The organism is Actinomycetota bacterium (genome assembly GCA_028698215.1).
Lineage (GTDB): Bacteria > Actinomycetota > Humimicrobiia > Humimicrobiales > Humimicrobiaceae > Halolacustris.
This window is the reverse complement of record JAQVDY010000015.1, coordinates 25,954-39,167: the sequence shown is the minus strand read 5'-3', so window position 1 is coordinate 39,167 and position 13,214 is coordinate 25,954. Positions and strand designations below refer to the sequence as shown.

At 44.4% G+C, this 13,214-nt stretch carries 13 protein-coding genes; 9 read left to right on the top strand and 4 right to left on the bottom strand.

What is annotated here, in order from left to right; genetic code table 11:
* Positions 1-136 precede the first annotated feature (136 nt).
* The 8 genes from PHN32_05905 (at position 137) to PHN32_05870 (ending at position 8,329) form a co-directional block, all read left to right on the top strand.
* Positions 137-1,489: a TrpB-like pyridoxal phosphate-dependent enzyme gene (locus tag PHN32_05905; GenBank protein ID MDD3777123.1), complete on the top strand. Its 1,353-nt coding sequence runs from the start codon at positions 137-139 to the stop codon at positions 1,487-1,489.
* 286 nt (positions 1,490-1,775) lie between these two features.
* Complete coding sequence (gene rho / locus PHN32_05900) at positions 1,776-3,155, top strand: transcription termination factor Rho (GenBank protein ID MDD3777122.1); 1,380 nt, start codon at positions 1,776-1,778, stop codon at positions 3,153-3,155.
* A gap of 87 nt (positions 3,156-3,242) precedes the next feature.
* On the top strand, positions 3,243-3,449 hold the full coding sequence (gene rpmE / locus PHN32_05895) for a 50S ribosomal protein L31 (GenBank protein MDD3777121.1): 207 nt from the start codon (positions 3,243-3,245) through the stop codon (positions 3,447-3,449).
* A 9-nt stretch (positions 3,450-3,458) separates the two neighbouring features.
* Entirely contained in the window at positions 3,459-4,142 is a 684-nt protein-coding gene (gene thyX / locus PHN32_05890; protein MDD3777120.1) for an FAD-dependent thymidylate synthase, read from the top strand.
* Entirely contained in the window at positions 4,135-5,043 is a 909-nt protein-coding gene (locus tag PHN32_05885) for a DUF1385 domain-containing protein (GenBank protein MDD3777119.1), read from the top strand. Before thyX ends, PHN32_05885 begins: the two co-directional genes overlap by 8 nt.
* On the top strand, positions 5,037-6,107 hold the full coding sequence (prfA, locus tag PHN32_05880) for a peptide chain release factor 1 (GenBank protein ID MDD3777118.1): 1,071 nt from the start codon (positions 5,037-5,039) through the stop codon (positions 6,105-6,107). Before PHN32_05885 ends, prfA begins: the two co-directional genes overlap by 7 nt.
* A 3-nt stretch (positions 6,108-6,110) precedes the next feature.
* Positions 6,111-7,028 carry a peptide chain release factor N(5)-glutamine methyltransferase gene (prmC, locus tag PHN32_05875; GenBank protein MDD3777117.1) on the top strand — a complete coding sequence of 306 codons (918 nt, stop codon included), beginning with the start codon at positions 6,111-6,113 and terminating at the stop codon, positions 7,026-7,028.
* Positions 7,025-8,329 (top strand): SLC13 family permease, encoded by a 1,305-nt coding sequence (locus PHN32_05870; protein MDD3777116.1) that lies wholly within the window; start codon positions 7,025-7,027, stop codon positions 8,327-8,329. Before prmC ends, PHN32_05870 begins: the two co-directional genes overlap by 4 nt.
* Here the strand turns inward: PHN32_05870 and PHN32_05865 are convergent.
* From PHN32_05865 to PHN32_05850, 4 genes are read right to left on the bottom strand one after another with little or no spacing between them, the layout of a single operon-like run.
* Complete coding sequence (locus tag PHN32_05865) at positions 8,326-9,582, bottom strand: serine hydroxymethyltransferase (GenBank protein ID MDD3777115.1); 1,257 nt, start codon at positions 9,580-9,582, stop codon at positions 8,326-8,328. The two genes, PHN32_05870 and PHN32_05865, sit on opposite strands and share 4 nt — an antisense overlap.
* On the bottom strand, positions 9,569-10,033 hold the full coding sequence (gene rpiB / locus PHN32_05860; protein MDD3777114.1) for a ribose 5-phosphate isomerase B: 465 nt from the start codon (positions 10,031-10,033) through the stop codon (positions 9,569-9,571). The genes PHN32_05865 and rpiB overlap by 14 nt, the downstream gene beginning before the upstream one ends.
* A complete protein-coding gene (locus PHN32_05855; protein MDD3777113.1) occupies positions 10,030-10,689 on the bottom strand; it encodes a hypothetical protein in 660 nt (219 codons plus the stop codon). Before PHN32_05855 ends, rpiB begins: the two co-directional genes overlap by 4 nt.
* Positions 10,689-11,339, bottom strand: a complete 651-nt coding sequence (locus PHN32_05850; protein MDD3777112.1) for an L-threonylcarbamoyladenylate synthase — start codon at positions 11,337-11,339, stop codon at positions 10,689-10,691. Before PHN32_05850 ends, PHN32_05855 begins: the two co-directional genes overlap by 1 nt.
* A 315-nt stretch (positions 11,340-11,654) precedes the next feature.
* On the opposite strand from PHN32_05850, the gene PHN32_05845 reads away from it, so the two are divergent.
* Positions 11,655-12,854 carry a hypothetical protein gene (locus tag PHN32_05845; GenBank protein MDD3777111.1) on the top strand — a complete coding sequence of 400 codons (1,200 nt, stop codon included), beginning with the start codon at positions 11,655-11,657 and terminating at the stop codon, positions 12,852-12,854.
* Positions 12,855-13,214: the final 360 nt, after the last annotated feature.

The window sequence follows — 13,214 nt, the reverse complement described above, 5'->3', positions numbered from 1 at the left end:
TAATGTACCTGATGAGAGCACTTCAGCCGTGAGCCTGAAGTGAAGTAGAGTGGCACCGCGAGAATTAACCTCTCGTCTCTACCGTTAGTAGAGATATGAGAGGTTTTTTTATTTTACTTAAAGAAAGGAGAAAACAATGAGTGATAAAAAAATATTACTATCAGAAAGTGAAATGCCCAGGCAGTGGTACAATATTAATCCGGATCTGCCAAAACCGCTGGATCCTCCCCTAAATCCCCAGACGGGTGAACTCCTTACCCCGGAGGATTTATCGGTTCTGTTTCCCATGGAGCTCATAGAGCAGGAGATGAGCCAGGAAAGGTTCATAGACATACCGGAAGAGCTTCTTAAGATTTACTCTATCTGGAGGCCCAGCCCCTTGGTAAGGGCTGAAAGGCTGGAGCAGTACCTGGGTACACCGGCCAAAATTTTCTACAAGAATGAAAGCGTAAGCCCTGCCGGCAGCCATAAACCCAATACGGCTGTAGCCCAGGCCTATTATAATAAGAAAGAGGGCATAAACAGGCTTACCACGGAGACCGGGGCCGGACAGTGGGGCAGCGCTTTAGCTTTTGCCTGCAATATGCTGGACATGGAGCTGGTAGTATACATGGTAAAGGTAAGCTATGAGCAGAAACCTTATAGGAAAATCATGATGAGGGTATGGGGTGCAAATGTGTTTGCTTCCCCCTCCAACCAAACCGAAGCGGGCAGGAGGATTTTGGCCCAGGATCCTGATACTTCAGGCAGCTTGGGTATGGCTATCAGCGAAGCGGTAGAGGATGCAGCAAAGGATGAAAATACCCATTATTCCCTGGGAAGTGTGCTCAACCACGTTCTGCTTCACCAGACAGTTATCGGGCTGGAAACCAAGAAACAGTTTGAGAAAGTAGGGCTTTTCCCCGATGTGCTGATAGGTTGCGTAGGCGGCGGCAGTAATTTTGCCGGTTTTGCTTTTCCTTTTATCCCGGATAAAATGGCTGGCAAGGATATCAAGATTATTGCAGTAGAGCCCATTGCCTGCCCTACCCTGACTAAGGGGCCTTTTGCCTATGATTACGGGGATACGGCTAAAATGGCGCCTATAGTAAAAATGTATACTTTAGGCCATGATTTTGTGCCTGCCCCTATCCATTCCGGAGGATTAAGGTATCACGGCATGGCTCCCCAGATCAGCCTGCTGCATAAGGAAGGCATAATTGACGCAGTATCCTACCATCAAAACCCGGTATTTGAGGCTTCCATGATCTTTGCCAAGACAGAAGGCGTCCTTCCGGCGCCGGAAACCGCTCACGCTATAAAGGCTGCGATTGATGAAGCCTTAAAATGCAAGGAAACGGGAGAAGAAAAGGTTATTGCCTTTAATTTCAGCGGCCACGGCCACTTTGATTTAGCATCTTACCAGAACTACATGGACGGCAAGCTGGAGGACTATGAGTATCCTGACGAACTGATTAAGAAATCCTTAGAAAGATTACCCAAGTTTTAGCTGTCTTAAATAATTCCGGGGCTGGTTTAAGCTGGATCAGCCCCGGAATGGGAACAAAATTAGCTCTTGCTTTTTTTATTATTTGCATATATTATCAATTAAATTAACCATTATTAACGGGCTTTCTTCGTCCTTGACTGTTTTTTTTCAAAAAGTGGTGATAGTTTTGCATTTTTTGCATTAACCCAATTAATATCTAATTATCCTATTTAAACAATTTTTAAATAAATACACAAAATAAATACATCAAAAACTTTTATATTAGAAAGGCGAGGTATGTTTTAGCATGAACGAATATAATAAGAAAATGTTAAGCTCCAAGAAATTACTGGATTTGAGGGAAATAGCCAAGGGGCTTGATATTAACGGTTTTTCCAAATTCAAGAAGGATGAACTGATAGAAAAAATATTGGAGGCTGCAGCCGGGGACGGACCGGTGGTGGAAGCGGAGGAAAAACCGAAAGAGGAAATTAAAAATAAGGCAGCTACGGAAAAAACCTATATTAAAAGTGAAGGCAGGACCAAAGAGCTGGAAGTATATGAAGAGCGCATGATGGGCATTTTGGATATCCTGGCTGATGGTTATGGGTTTTTAAGGGTAAGCGGTTATCTTCCTGGAGCCAAGGATATATATGTTTCTCAATCCCAGATCAGAAGATTTAAGCTCAGGCAGGGGGATGATGTTTTTGGGCAGGTAAGGCCTCCTAAAGATAATGAGAAGTACAATGCCTTAATCAGGATAGAGAAAGTAAATGGAGGGGATCCCGAGTTTATAAGGAGGAGGGCTCCTTTTGAAACATTAACCCCTATCTATCCTTTGGAGCGGCTGAGGCTGGAAACCAGGTCGGAAGGGCTGGCGGCAAGGGTAATTGACCTCATAGCCCCTATAGGGAAAGGCCAGAGAGGCCTTATTGTATCTCCTCCCAAAGCGGGAAAAACTACCATACTTAAAGATATAGCCAACAGTGTTTCCATAAATAACCCTGAGGTGCATATCATAGTGCTGCTGGTAGATGAGAGACCGGAAGAGGTAACAGATATGGAGAGGTCGGTAAAAGGGGAAGTAATATCTTCTACCTTTGACCAGCCTTCCGAGAATCATATACAGGTGGCTGAATTGGTATTGCAGAGGGCCAAAAGGCTGGTAGAGCACGGCAAGGATGTGCTGATACTGCTGGATAGTATCACCAGGCTGGCCAGAGCTTATAACCTTTCCATTCCAGCCAGCGGCAGGGTGCTTTCCGGTGGTGTAGATTCCACTGCCCTGTTCCCGCCCAAAAGCTTTTTTGGGGCGGCCAGAAATATAGAGGACGGGGGCAGTTTGACTATACTGGCCACCGCCCTGATAGAAACCGGAAGCCGTATGGATGATGTTATATTTGAAGAGTTTAAAGGCACCGGCAATATGGAAATAAAGCTGGATAGGACCCTGGCAGACAAGAGGATTTTCCCGGCTATCGATATCACTAAATCCGGTACCAGAAAAGAAGAGCTGCTCATGGATGATGAAGAAGCTTCAATGGTTTGGAGGCTCAGGAGGATCATACATGAGAAGGAGCCGGAAGTGGCTATAGAGCAGCTGATAGGTTATGTAAGGAAAACCAAATCCAACCTGGATTTCCTAAATGCCCTGAGGGCTAGTTTCCAGAACAATAAATCTCTTTAAGCTTTTGATTATTAGTGACTTAGTTGTCTTTTTATGATATCATGTTTGATTTGAATAATTTGTTTGAAAAACAAGAGGTGTTTATTTATGAAAAGCGGAATACATCCAGAATATTTTGATTGTGCGGTTACCTGTTCTTGTGGAAATACCTTCCAGACCAGGTCAACCCAGAAGGAACTAAAAGTGGAGATTTGCTCCAGCTGCCATCCTTTCTATACCGGTAAGCAAAAACTGGTAGATTCGGGGGGAAGGGTAGAGAGGTTTAAGAAGAGACTTAATAAAAAAAAGAATTAAGGTCCTTTTATGAAATTAAAACTATTGAGGCATACCCCTCAACCAGAAAGAATGGTGGCACTGGCGGCCAGGCTTTGCTATTCCCCGGTAGGGATAGAAGAGCTGGATGAAAAGTTAAGCGGGGAAGAGGTAAACAAGCTGGTCAGGTTTGTAGTAAAAAGCGGACATCTTTCTACTACCGAGCATATAAGCTTTACCTTTGCTATTGAAGGAGTATCCAGGGCGCTTACCCATCAGTTGGTAAGGCATAGGGTAGCTTCCTATAACCAGCAGTCCCAGAGATATGTAAAATTTAAAGAGGGGTTTGACTATATATTGCCTCCCAGCATTAAAAAGGATGCCCAGGCTAAAGCCTGGTTCGAGGAAATGGTGGATTCAAGCCATCAGCTTTATAAGAAAATGCTGGATTCAGGAATTGAGGCTGAGGATGCCAGGTACATACTTCCCAATGCTTCCGAAACCAAAATAGTGGTTACCATGAATGGCAGAGAACTGCTTCATTTCTTTACCGTTCGCTGCTGTAACCGGGCCCAGTGGGAAATTCGGGACCTGGCTACCGCTATGCTCAAGCTGGTAAAAAAAGTAAGCCCGGTAGTGTTTGAAAAAGCCGGGCCCAATTGCCTGAGGATGCCCTGTCCGGAAGGCAAATACCAGTGCGACCATCCTCCGAAAGCCAGTGATTTTAATGCCTAACCACAATTGCCAGATAGGGGGTCAGGCAGTCATAGAGGGAGTAATGATGAAGAGCCGCCATTTCTGGGCACTGGCGGTAAGAAGGCCCGATAAGAGCATTGCCACCTCTGTCTACCGGTTAAAACCTTTGCAGGAAAAATATCCTTTTTTAGGCTGGCCTTTTATCAGGGGAATAGTCACCCTGTTAGAAACCATGATCTTGGGCTTTAGGGCCATCAGCGTTTCGGTTAATGAAGCCACTGAAGAAGAGATTCAGTTTTCTAAAAAAGAGATGGCTATTTCCATTATCATCGCCGTCATATTTTCGGTAGGTATATTTTTTGTATTGCCTACCTTGATTGGAAGGACCTTTAGTGAAAATTTTTCCAATGCTTTCCTGTATAACCTGCTGGAAGGTTTAATCAGGATTGGATTCTTTGTAGGCTATATTGCCATTATATCTTCCATTAAAGACATAAAAAGGCTGTTTCAGTACCACGGAGCGGAACATAAAACTATCCAGGGCTATGAAGGCGGGGAAGATTTGGTTCCGGCTTCTATTAAAAACTACAGCCGGCTGCATGTAAGATGCGGCACCAGCTTTTTGCTGATAGTGATGTTTGTAGCTATTTTTGTATTTGCATTGCTGGGCAAGCAGACCATGCTGATGAGAATTGTATACCGGGTACTGCTTATTCCGGTTATTGCCGGGGTGTCTTATGAGCTTATAAAGCTGGCTGGTAAATTCAGCCAGAACAAATGGGTAAACATGATATTCTACCCTGGTCTTCTGCTGCAGAGGATGACCACCAGGGAGCCTGATGACCAGCAGCTGGAAGTTGCTATCCAGTCCTTTAAAAAGGTGCTGGAAGCAGAGCAGGCTTTAGGTAAGGAGAGTGAGCAAAAATGCCGGAGCTGCTAAAGAAGCTAGAGACCTATGAACAAAAATACAAGCAGTTCATGCAAAAGATGTCTGATCCAGAAGTAAGCTCTGATCCGGCAAGGATTAAAGAGTACGGAAAACAGATATCTGAGCTGGAGGGCACGGTAAAAGCTGCCCGGTCTTACCGTAAGGTGCTGTCTTCTATCCAGGACATAAAAGAGATGCAGGCAGCAGAAGAAGATGAGGATATGAAGGTGTATTTAGAAGAAGAGCTAAGCAAGAACCTGAAGGAAAAAGAGGCTTTGGAAAAAAATATAAAATTGCTGCTGTCTCCCCAGGACCCCAATGACCAGAAGAACGTTATTATTGAAATAAGGGCTGGAGCCGGAGGGGATGAAGCAGCTTTGTTTGCTGGAGATTTGTACCGCATGTATACCAAATACGCGGACGGCCGGGGATGGAAGCACGAACTTTTAAGTTCAAATTCCCTGGGCATAGGCGGATTTAAGGAAATTATTTTCAGTGTGGAAGGCAAGCAGGTATACGGCACCATGAAATATGAATCCGGGGTTCACCGGGTACAGAGGATTCCGGTTACAGAATCCGGAGGAAGGATCCACACTTCAACTGCTACTGTGGCAGTCATGCCTGAGGCCGAGGATATAGAAGTAAGCCTGGATCCCCAGGACGTAAGGGTGGATGTCTACCGGTCCAGCGGACCCGGGGGCCAATCAGTAAATACCACAGATTCTGCGGTAAGGCTAACCCATGTTCCTACGGGGATAGTAGTGAGCTGCCAGGATGAAAAATCCCAGCTGCAGAACAAGGAAAAAGCTTTCCGGATACTGAGGGCCCGCATACGTGAAATTGAAGAGCAGAAACAGGTAGACGAGCAGACTAAGAACCGCCGTATGCAGATCGGCAGCGGGGACCGCAGTGAAAGAATCAGGACCTACAATTTTCCCCAGGGCAGGATTACCGACCATCGCATAAACCTTACCCTTTATAAGCTGGAAGATGTCCTAAATGGTGATTTGTCCGAGCTTATAGATTCTCTGAAGGCAGAGGACGAAGCCAAAAAAATTGAAAAAATAGGGGCATAGACCTTGCAGGCTTGGACTGTAAAAAGGCTATTGGAATGGGGCATTGAATATTTTAACCGCAAACAGGTGCCGCAAGCCAGGCTGTCTGCAGAACTTCTTTTAAGTTCGGCTCTTAAGCTGTCCCGGATGAAGTTATACCTAAATTATGATTATAGGCCTACAGAAAAGGAGCTGGCTCAATTTAAGCGCCTTATTTTAAAAAGGCTGGAGCATATGCCCATACAATATATATTAGGGCTGGCTGGTTTTAGGAAGATGGAGCTAAAAGTGGGGCCGGAAGTGCTGATACCCCGGCCGGAAACCGAGGTGTTAGTAGACCAGGCTTTAGGAATTATAGCAGGTAGGGGCCCCCGGCTGTTAAATATAATTGATATTGGTACCGGCAGCGGCGCAATAGCTTTAAGCCTGGCTGCCGAGATTCCCAAAGATATACCTTTTCACATACTGGCTACTGATTGCAGCAGCCAGGCAATAGAAATAGCCAGGGCCAATGCCCGGGCCTTACTTGGCCCGGAAAGCCTGGCTAAAATTGAAATTATGGCGGCTGATGTAATTCCCCAGGAGAAACAGTTTGTGGATAAATACAAGCAGGACATAAATATGGTAATATCCAATCCCCCCTATGTTTCGGAACAGAATTACCAGAACCTGGACCGGGAGATAAGGGATTATGAGCCCCGCCAGGCACTGGTGGGAGGACCTACGGGCAGTGAAGCTTATGCAGAAATTTTTGAAAAGGTTAAGCCTTTTTTGGCTCCTGGAGACTGCTTTCTGTTGCTGGAGGTGGATCCTTTGGTATCAGAAAAGGCAGCAGAGTTATGCCAACAGGCAATAAACCCGGTTTCGATAGAGATAAAAAAGGATTATAATCAAAAAGACAGGGTACTTATAGCCAGAATGCAGCCGCGGGAGGAAAAGTGAACATCACTGTAGTAGCAGTAGTAATATTTATCCTGACCTATATTGCCATAGCTTCCGAGAAAGTAAACCGTACAGTAGTAGCTTTTTTGGGAGCTCTTTTTCTGCTTCTGTTTAAAGTTTTTGATTTAAGCCAGGCTATTGATTTTATCAGCTGGGAAACATTGGGGCTGCTGTTTGGAATGTTTCTTATTGTAGCTGCCTTATCTGATGCCGGTTTCTTTAATGTGCTGGCCTTAAAATTGGCTAAATTGCTCCAGTACTCACCCACCAAGATATTTATTTTCTTTCCGATCCTGACCGGCGTGCTCTCTGCCTTTATGGATTCCATAACAGTAATGCTGTTTTTTGCTGCCCTTACCTATGAGTTGTGTAAGATGCTTAAGATAAACCCTACTTCCATGATTATCACCGAAGTGCTATTGGCCAATATTGGGGGTTCGGCTACCCTGGTAGGGGATCCGCCCAATGTTATACTGGGCCTGAAGCTGGGATTCTATTTCAATGATTTTGTCATAAATAACGGGCCTATAGCCATTCTAGCCGGCGGGGCAACCCTGCTGTTCTGTTATCTGGTAAGCAGGAAAGAACTGGTTCCTACTGAAGAGGTGGCCATAAGCGAAATAGCCCAGATGGATCCCCGGGAGGCCATAGAAGATATCAAACAGTTAAAGATATCCCTGGCTGCTTTCTTTACCGCCATATTTTTCCTTATTACCCACACCTATATTGAAACTTATCTTCATATCCCCCTTACTGTGCCCCTAGCCGCCATGATTCCTGCCTTTATTATGCTTATTGCCCTGGGAGACAGGGCTGAAAGGGTAATCGAGAAGGTGGATTATGACATTATATTGTTCTTTATGGGCTTGTTCATAGTGGTGGGTGGTTTGGAGGCTACAGGGGTAATAGAAAGAGTGGCCAGCGGCCTTATAGATATGTTTGGGGGCAAGGACTTAGGGCTGCTGGCAGCACTGGTCTGGGGTTCAGGGGTAGCCAGCGGGGTTATTGACAATGTTCCTTTTGCCCTGTCCATGGCTTATGTTTTGGAAAACCTGGTAAAATTTGCCGGGGTTCCTGCCCTGTCCATATTGGTGTGGGCAGTATCACTGGGTGCAGACATAGGGGGCAATTTTACCCCTATAGGGGCTTCAGCTAATGTGGTGGCTTATACTTCCATGGAAAAAAGAGGTCTTTCCATCGGCTGGAAAAAATGGCTTAAACTGGCGGTACCGGCCACTATCATATCCCTGGTCATAACCAACCTGGGCATCTTTGTTAAGTTTTTAATAGGCTTCTATTAAAAATCCTGGTATATGGGAAACTGGCTGATTAAGTCTTCCACTTTTTTCTTAGCCTGGGCCAGCTTGGCCTGATTATCCATATTATGCAGTATATAGGATATTATATCTCCTATTTGATGCATCTGTTCCGGGCCCATTCCCTGGGTGGTAACAGCGGCGGTGCCAATCCTGATACCGCTGGTTATAACCGGGCTCTTTTTATCATAGGGTATGAGGTTCTTGTTAATAACAATACCGCAGGACCCCAGGGCTCCGGTAGCATCAAAACCGGTGATGCCCTTATCAGAGAGGTCTACTAAAAACAGGTGGTTGTCAGTACCGCCGGATACTATCCTGAATCCCTCTTCCTGCAGGTGGCTGCACAGGGTTTTACAGTTATTTACTATGTTTTGGGCATACTGCTTAAAAGAATCAGACAATGCTTCCCTAAAGCACACCGCTTTTGCTGCTATTACATGCATCAGGGGCCCTCCCTGTATACCGGGAAATACGGCAGAGTTTAACATGGAAGCATATTCTTGGCTGGATATAATCATGCCTCCCCGGGGCCCTCTGAGGGTCTTATGGGTGGTACCGGTTGTAAAGTCGGCCAGGCCTACTGAGGTGGGGTGTACCCCTCCAACTATTAACCCGGCAATATGGGCTATATCTGCCATGAGATAAGCCCCTACCTGGTCGGCAATATTTCTAAACTTTTTAAAATCTATGATCCGGGAATAGGAGCTGGCCCCGCATATTATAAGTTTGGGCTTTACTTTCTGGGCGGTCTCCATTACCTGGTCGTAGTCTATTAATTCTGTTTCGGGATCCAGGCTGTAGTTGTATATGTCAAAGTATTTACCGGACAGGTTGTGGCTCTGGCCATGGGAAAGATGGCCCCCGTCCATCAGGTTCATGCTCAATATCTTGTCTCCCGGTTTCAGTATGGCTAAAAAAACAGCGGTATTGGCGTTAACCCCGCTATGGGGCTGTACATTAATGTATTCAGACCCAAACAGTTCCATCCCCCGGTCTATGGCCAGCTGTTCAGCTTCGTCTACATATTCACATCCGCCATAATACCTCTTCTGGGGGTATCCTTCCGCGTATTTGTTGGTAAGCACGGAACCCATGGTCTTAATTACCTCCTGGGAGGCAAAGTTTTCAGAAGCAATGAGCAGCAGTTTGGATTGCTGCCTTTTTAGCTCTTTGGCTATTATGGCCCTAATCTCTTCATCGGCTTGTTGGTTTGTAGTATGGTTATTTGTCTTCACCAGTGCAAATCCTTTCTTCAATATTCATTATTTTGGCTACCCTCCGGCCGTGCCTGTCCTGGCTGCTGGGTACAGCAGAAAGGAAGGTTTCCATTATTTTTTTACAGGCCTGTTTGCCCATTATTCTGGCTCCCAGGCATAATATGTTGGCATCATTATGTTTCCTGGCCAGCTCTGCCGTCTGCTGATTCCAGCATACAGCAGCCCTTATGCCTTTTACCTTATTGGCAGCCAGGCTCATTCCTATACCGGTGCCGCATATAAGGACGGCTGTATCTGCCAGTCCTGTGGTTACCTGGCAGGCCGCGGTATAGGCAATATCTGGATAATCTGCACTCTGGCTTCCGAAAGTACCGATATCATTTACCTGATGTCCCAGCTTTTGGGCTATATCCACCAGGTATGATTTTAGTTGAGTGCCAGCATGATCAGACCCAATAACTATTTTCACCCGTCTTGTTTCCCCCTGTTTAATTTAGTATCAAAAAGATAATTAAAAACAATAATTATATTATCCTTTATTTTTTTTGCAACCTGCAAGTATGTGGCTGCTGATCTGCCGAAGGGATCCTGTATATCCAGTTGGTCGGTAGTAAGCAGGATCTCCCGGTTTATATGTTTGAGCACGTATATTTTGTTTTTTAGGTCCTGCAGGGTTCTGGGCTTGGGGGTATTTAACTGGTACTTGGGCCTTACCCTGTATATCTTTTCTGATTCCAGGTAAAGGATTAAGTTGGACAGTTCCAGCAGGGTGTAGATTTTTTTCTGGTCAATATTTTTAAAATTTTTAATGATAGCGCTCCTATGGGTATCAGCCATGGTTAGCACCAGGTCGGAGTTTCTAAGCTGGTTGCCGTCTACAGGGGAAGGGTTGGATTCTATGGCCGGTACTCCTATCTTGTCCAGGGCTATCTTAGAGCTTTTTGGTATTGTTTTTAAAATGGTAAAGGTGCCGGAGCTGCTTATGTTGATTTTAGACAGGGTTGTTTTGCGGTTCTTTAGGTATTCGCTTTCTAACAGGTGTTTGCTAATGGCTTCGGCCATATAGCTTCTGCAGGTATTACCGCTGCATACATAAGTAATATTTAATTGACCTTTTAATCCCATTAGCTCTTACCTATAGCCTTTATTATAGCATTATAGTCTAATGCCCCTTCCCTTACCAAGGAGGGATGGGTACCGGTCAGGTCTATAATGGTAGATTCCCTGCCCCCCAGTTTTTGTTGGGATTCTATAATAAGACTTACTTCCTCCCTTATTTGTTTCGGAATCTTAGCCGGCAAATCAGGATAGGCTTTTTGCCCGGACAGGGTGGCGCTGGTAGAGGTTAGGGGACCAGTAAGGCTGATAAGCTGGTTTAAGAACCTGGATCCGGCATAGCGCAGGGCGATATGGGGACTGGAGGCAGTAATATAATCCGGTAGGCCGCTTTTTTTGTTAAGTATCATGGTTAACGGCTGCGGATGGGATGAAAACCAGAATTGGTCCATAAGCTTTTTGACAGCAGGCAGAGGAGGCTGAATTAGGACCTCTAGCTGTTTAGGTTTGGAAAACAATATGATAAGGGGCATTGATGTTTTCCTTTGCTTGAGCTTATAGATTTGGTTTAGGGCTGCCTGGTTATCATAGAGGCAGCTAAGGCCGTACAGGGTGGCGGTGGGAAGTATTATTACCTGGCCATGACATAAGGCATTAGCGGCCTGGTTAATTGCTAGTTGATTAGCATCATCTAAGCTTTTAATGGTTAATATTTCCATGCATAAGATTATATCAGTAATGGGGAAGGGGTTATAGGGCTGGGAGTAAATTATGGGGATAAAAGGGCAGGGTTGGGAAGAATTTTTGCATTAAATTAAAAATAGTTGACTAAATGATTAAATTTATTATAATTGTCTTATATAAGTTTAATAATCTTGGAAAATTAAATATGTAGGCAGTAGCGGAGAAGCTTATCCCTCACAAGTGGGCGCTAGGGAAAGTGGAGCTAATGGCGAAACCGGCTAATTTCGAACGAAATTGGACGGTTTTTTATTTATATAGATAATAATCATACAAGAGAGAGGGAGTGAATTGTGAAAAAGTTATTAATTATAGGCTTAATGGTGGCGGTAGTGGTTATGTTTAGCTTGCCTACAGCGGTGTTTGCGACATCAGGGCCAGCAGAACCTGTTATTACCAAGACGGCAGATTTATCTGAAGCTTACCCTGGCGACACTATAACCTATACAATTAGAATTGATTGGGCTGGGTTTTATCCTCTTACTAACGTAAAGCTTACAGATACAATGCTTGGGCTTAGTGAAGTAGCCCTACCTAACATTAGCGCCGGTGGATTTTGGACAAATCAATATACTTATATTGTACCTAATGACTATGCGGGTAATTTGGTTAATGAAGCTACTGTAACCGGGACCCGGTCTGCAGAACCTCATGAAGTATCAGATTCTGTCACTGCGGAAGTTTTTATAAAGGCACCGGCTATAAATGTTACTAAAACCGCTGATCCCACTGCAGCTAATCCTGGCAATACTATTTCCTATACTATAACTGTTGAGAATACGGGAAATGTTGATTTTAATGATGTGACTTTAACTGACCTTATGTTAGGGTTGGTAGATCAAAGTGTAGGCCCACTTGCCCAAGGGGCTTCAATGACTTTGGACCCTAAACCAACCTATGTGGTAAAAACAGAAGATATAGGCGAGCTTACCAACACTGTATCTGTCAAGGGATTTTACTGTATCAACACTTTGGCATTTAAAGTTGTCAATGGCTCTAATGGGAACTATGTTACAGATGAAGATAGTGCTAAGGTAGTGGTAACCGCTCCAACTACTACTACTACTACCACAGTAGTTACCGTAGCTGGAATAATGGACTACAATATTACTGCTTCCAGGGGCAGCGGCGGCTCCATCACTGATGAAGGAGTAACTACAGTAGCAGAAGGGGCCAGTAAAACCTATATGATGGACCCCGATGATGGTTATGAAATATCTGACGTAATGGTAGATGGAGTATCGGTAGGGGCAGTAGAAAGCTTTGCCTTCACTAATGTAAAAGCCGATCATACCATATATGTTGACTTTGGTATCATTGGCCAGACTGAGGTGGCAGGTATAACTGAAGAGGCAGCAGTAGAAGTCCTGGGAGTAAGTGAAGAGCTGCCTTATACCGGAATGGATACAGCCTTTTTATTATTAGGCTTTGCAGCCCTAGCCTTGGGTGCATCGTTATTGACCTATAAGCTGGTAAGAAGAAGTAAGGTATAGAATAAAATTATGAAGATATCAACTAGTTAGTTATTGCTCACTAGTTGATGGTAAGCGGCCTCTTAATACCAGGCTTACTTACATTATTATGCCAAGGGCATTCGCCCTTGGCATAATTGTTTATTGCTTAAGTTCTTTTTTAAGTGTTGTTTTCTAAATAACTGGCAGCCCTTTTATCCCACATATTTTCTTCTACATTCATTTATAAAAAATAATCTATCCTAATGGGCTGGCAATATAAACATGATTGATTTAGCCAAAAATATGAAGTTATTAAGGTTTTAAAAAAGGGTTTTGGTGCTGCTTTTTAAAAGCAAGAGAAGTGCCCTAAGGTTAAATTAAAGGTTTTTAGCAGTAAAC